5 protein-coding genes are annotated in these 4470 nt (G+C 60.1%); 2 read left to right on the top strand and 3 right to left on the bottom strand.

Annotation, left to right across the window (positions count from 1 at the left end):
* A partial coding sequence (locus tag AC1D01_RS22335; protein ID WP_477870170.1) for a LysR substrate-binding domain-containing protein occupies positions 1–585 on the top strand: 585 nt, incomplete at its 5' end.
* 160 nt (positions 586–745) lie between these two features.
* Positions 746–1879, top strand: a complete 1134-nt coding sequence (locus AC1D01_RS22330; RefSeq protein ID WP_477870168.1) for an alpha-hydroxy acid oxidase — start codon at positions 746–748, stop codon at positions 1877–1879.
* A 20-nt stretch (positions 1880–1899) separates the two neighbouring features.
* On the opposite strand, the gene AC1D01_RS22325 is transcribed toward AC1D01_RS22330, so the two are convergent.
* From AC1D01_RS22325 to AC1D01_RS22315, 3 genes are all read right to left on the bottom strand, one after another.
* Entirely contained in the window at positions 1900–3621 is a 1722-nt protein-coding gene (locus AC1D01_RS22325; RefSeq protein ID WP_477870166.1) for a macro domain-containing protein, read from the bottom strand.
* Positions 3618–4145: a type III secretion system chaperone family protein gene (locus AC1D01_RS22320; protein ID WP_477870164.1), complete on the bottom strand. Its 528-nt coding sequence runs from the start codon at positions 4143–4145 to the stop codon at positions 3618–3620. The genes AC1D01_RS22325 and AC1D01_RS22320 overlap by 4 nt, the downstream gene beginning before the upstream one ends.
* Positions 4145–4470 (bottom strand): CesT family type III secretion system chaperone (locus AC1D01_RS22315; RefSeq protein ID WP_477870162.1); only part of this gene is annotated, 326 nt, incomplete at its 5' end. The genes AC1D01_RS22315 and AC1D01_RS22320, both read right to left, overlap by 1 nt.

Genomic DNA, 4470 nt, shown 5'->3' with positions numbered 1-4470 from the left:
CACCTGCAGCAGTTCACCGAGGCGCATCCGCGGGTCGAGCTGGAGATCGTGCTGTCGATCCCGTTCCTCGACGTGGTGGGCAGCGAGGCCGACATCGAGGTGCGCCACCTCGACGATGCGGTGGGCGAGGCGCCGCCGCTGATGCACGACGTGGTGATGGCGATGGCCGCGCCTTCGCTGATCGCGCGGCTGGGGCCGCTGCGCACGCCGGCCGACCTGGCCGACGCGCCCTTGCTGCGCACGCCGATCGAACCGTGGACGCCGTGGTTCCGCGCGGCGGGCCTGGACTGGGGCGAGCCGACGCAGGGCACGAAGCTGGTCGACCTGGGGCTGACGCTGGAGGCGGCTGTCAGCGGCCAGGGCGTGGTGCTGGCGCGACCGAGCCTGGCGCGGCCGTGGCTGGCGAGCGGCGCGCTGCGGCCGCTGTTTGCGCTGGCGACGACGCCGACGCGGCAATACCGGCTGCTGCCGCATGCGGCCGACGGTGCGGCGGCGGAGTTTGCGCGGTGGCTGCGCGGCACCTGCGGTGCGGTGGCGAGCGAAGCACTTGCCGAGGCGCGAGCGCTGGCGTCTGTTTCGGGTTAGTCCGGAAGATCTTTCCGATCAAACCGGCACCGCCCCCGACTAGCATGGCGGGCGCTCGCCCACCTCCGTTCGGGCTGAGCCTGTCGAAGCCGGCGCACCTCGCGGGCACTTCGACAGGCTCAGTGCGAACGGAGAACTGCCCTGCATTTCAGGACCATCCATGCCCGTGATCACCTGCATCGAAGACCTCCGCGTGCTCGCCGAGAAGCGCGTGCCGCGCATGTTCTACGACTACGCCGACTCCGGCTCGTACACCGAGGGCACCTACCGCGCCAACGAGAGCGAGTTCCAGAAGATCAAGCTGCGCCAGCGCGTGGCCGTGAACCTGGCCAACCGCTCGCTGCGCACGCAGATGATCGGCATCGACGTGGCGATGCCGGTGGCGCTGGCGCCGATCGGCATGTGCGGCATGCAGCATGCCGACGGCGAGATCCTGGCGGCGCGCGCGGCCGAGAAATTCGGCGTGCCGTTCACGCTGTCGACGATGAGCATCAGCTCGATCGAGGACGTGGCCGCCAACACGACCGCGCCGTTCTGGTTCCAGCTCTACGTGATGAAGGACCGGGATTTCGTCGAGCGCTTGATCGATCGCGCGAAGGCCGCGAAGTGCGGCGCGCTGGTGCTGACGCTGGACCTGCAGATCCTCGGGCAACGGCACAAGGACCTGAAGAACGGCTTGTCGGCACCGCCGAAGCCGACCATCGCGAACCTGATCAACCTGGCGACCAAGCCGCAGTGGTGCATGGCGATGCTGGGCACGAAGCGCCGCACCTTCGGCAACATCGTCGGGCATGTGAAGGGCGTGGCCGACATGTCGTCGCTGGGCTCGTGGACGGCCGACCAGTTCGACCCGACGCTCAGCTGGGCCGATGTGGAATGGATCAAGAAGCGCTGGGGCGGCAAGCTGATCCTGAAGGGCATCCTGGATGCGGAAGACGCCCGGCTCGCGGCCGACACGGGCGCCGATGCGCTGATCGTGTCGAACCACGGCGGGCGGCAGCTCGATGGCGCCTTGTCGTCGATCGAAGCCCTCCCGGGCATCGTCGACGCGGTGGGGTCACGCATCGAGGTCTGGATGGACGGCGGGATCCGCTCCGGCCAGGACGTGCTGAAGGCCGTCGCGCTCGGTGCCAAGGGCACGATGCTCGGCCGCGCCTTCATCTACGGACTCGGCGCGATGGGCGAGGCTGGGGTGACGAAGGCGCTGCAGGTCATCGCGAAGGAGCTGGATACGACGATGGCGTTTTGTGGGAGGACCGATATTCGCCACGTGGACGACGGCATCCTGCGCTGATCACCAGCCCTGCATTCGGATCAGTTGCTTGCCGAGTTCGAATGCTCCGACCCCTTCAGAGGGAACAACGCTCGAACCCTCTTCTCACATTGCTGGAAGTTCTCATTGTCCTCGCTAAACACTAGATCGACATGTGCCCGCTCCCATTTTCTTGAGCCGATCACCTCTTCGGACAACTGCTGTGCCTCCCTGATGAATCCCTTCAGCTTTTCTACCTGATCGGCATCAAGAACCACGTTGTTGGCGTAGTGGGCCGACCCCATCCAGTCAATGCAGTCTCTATTGTTGTCGATCAAAGCACCGAATTTCACTATTGCCTTAAGGCTGTTATTCCCTTCCGCAAGCTCGATCAACATTTCATTATCTAGGATCTTATCAATGCCACGCGTAGCTGCCGCCAGCCCCCGGAAGATGCGAGACAACTGAAATTTCGTTCCATTGTGACCCGCCCTGAATTCCCGGAGTACTTCGGAAAAATTATTAGTAACAATTTTCGCTATTTTATCCAAATCCACCTTCCCCACTGCAGAGAAATTCGCAACGGCAGCAGTATAGTTGTCCAAATTTATCTTTGCTTTGTCGATCTCTGATTCTCGTCCGCGGGAAAACTCACTAGGCACGCCGAAGGCCGTCGTGGCAGCCGAGATGCTATCTCTCAGCGCTGTCGACTTCGGATCTCCATCAATCTTCTCTCCATTCGCCAAGAAGTTTATTTTGTATTCCGGATGACGAGCCAGGAAATCAAGCCCCATCTCCACCATGATTCTGCCAGCGTCCTTTTGAGGGTATCCGAATATTCCAGCACTGATCGGAACCAGCGACAGGTCATGAATAGGATTCTGCTCCAACCCCTCACGCCCCCTGTTGTATTTCAGAACACCCTGAAAGAAGGATGCATAGCAGGCACGGAGCTTCTGCTCTTGTCGCTTCGAGGCAGTCTTTCCTTGAAACAACTGGCGCAGCTTGACTTTGCCACCGAGCACGTACCAGGCATTCCGATTCGGCCCTCTAATACTGATGACTGCTTCCGGGGCACTCTTGTCATTTCCCCCCAAAATCTTCATCGCACCGGAGATTGGCACCACGAATGCGTCGGCCACATTGGCATGCCCCACCTCATCGGTATACCCTGCATAGGCAGCCTGCTGTGCTTGCTTGAATTCCTTCTGATTCAGCCCTTTCTGAATGGCAAGCGATACGCCACCCTTGCCCCAACCAGTAGGACTGGCAGGATTCAGGACAATTCGTCCGAACTGTTCTGCGATGTTGAATTTTCCCGCGATGTCTTTCGGATTGCAATCGCTGTAGAGAAACTCGGCTCTCGTCGCGGCTCCCAAGAGACCATCCACATACTCCCCGAGCTCTTTACACCAAGAATGTGCTTGGATGGATCCACTTTTTTCCGCCGCCTTCCATGCATCGCAAAATGATCTGACTTTCTTTAGATCCACGGACTCCCCCCGGAGAATTGCCTGCATTTCCTCGATAGGGCCTACCTCTATGGCGAGTTCCATCGCCAACTCCTGAATCGTGCTTTTCTGCGTGAAGTAGGCGAAACCATCGAGCTTGTTTCCCCATTTTTTTATCGTATCCCTCCCTTTAACTGCCTCATTCGGATTGGCGACCTGCTTGTCAATCCGCGAACGCGTGCGCAACAGTTGCTTCTTGTGATATTCAGCCTCCTTCCTGGGTGATGGAACATGGATATTCTTAATTCTTCTGGATTGGATGTTCGTCTTCATGTCTGCAAAGTGGGTTGAGAAAGTGGGGTGTGGAATTCCAAACGCTCGACAGCGTTCAGCCTGTAGCTCGATCCAGATGCGGTGGGGTCGGGGTGCCATGACTCAAACCAGATGGCCGATAGTTCACCTCGCTCACGAAGCAGGCTCACCAACGCCCGGCAGTCGAGTCCCTCGAGGTCGACGGGCTCCCTGTAGATCACGGTCGCACCGTCGGTGTCCATTCCGCAACCAATCCCACCGCGCTGATTCAGGCCACCGTTCATTTCGAGCAGGTGCAACAAGGCATCCCTGGCGCAGGTCTCAGGGAGCGCACCAAAGTCAAACTCAAGGACCGCCTGCGCCGCCCGCTTGTGCGAGTGCTTGATCCGCACATCGGCTTCACCAACGCTCAACAGGAGTTCGATGGCGCCCGACTGACCGGTGACGATTTCTTCCGCATAGCTCACATCCTCATGCCGCCATAACTCGCGCATCAAACCGACGAACCGTCTGCGGATGCTGATGTTCGAAACCTCGTGAGTCATCAGAAGATTGCCCCGCATCGCCAAGCTGCGGCCCGAACCGCCAAGGTCTTCATCGTCGCCTGCAGGGCACTCGCATGACAGTCAGTCAACGACAGATGCTTGCTGAAGGTGATCACCATGTCGTCTCCCACTCGCCGCAATCCGAAGCTGCCTTGCTCCGCACGCAGCATCTGCATGTTGGACTGCAATAGCCCCAGCAGCACCTCGTTGCTCTCGGGTGGCGGGCCCAACTCGCATTCGACAAGAAGGGTGTCGCTGTCGGCGTTCAGATCGTGGACAAGGTCGAACGCCACGCCATCGACGCGGAGGGAAACAAGCATTGCGT

It is taken from the genome of Rhizobacter sp. P3_B12 (assembly GCF_056402895.1).
This window is presented reverse-complemented; position numbering and strand designations above follow the sequence as displayed.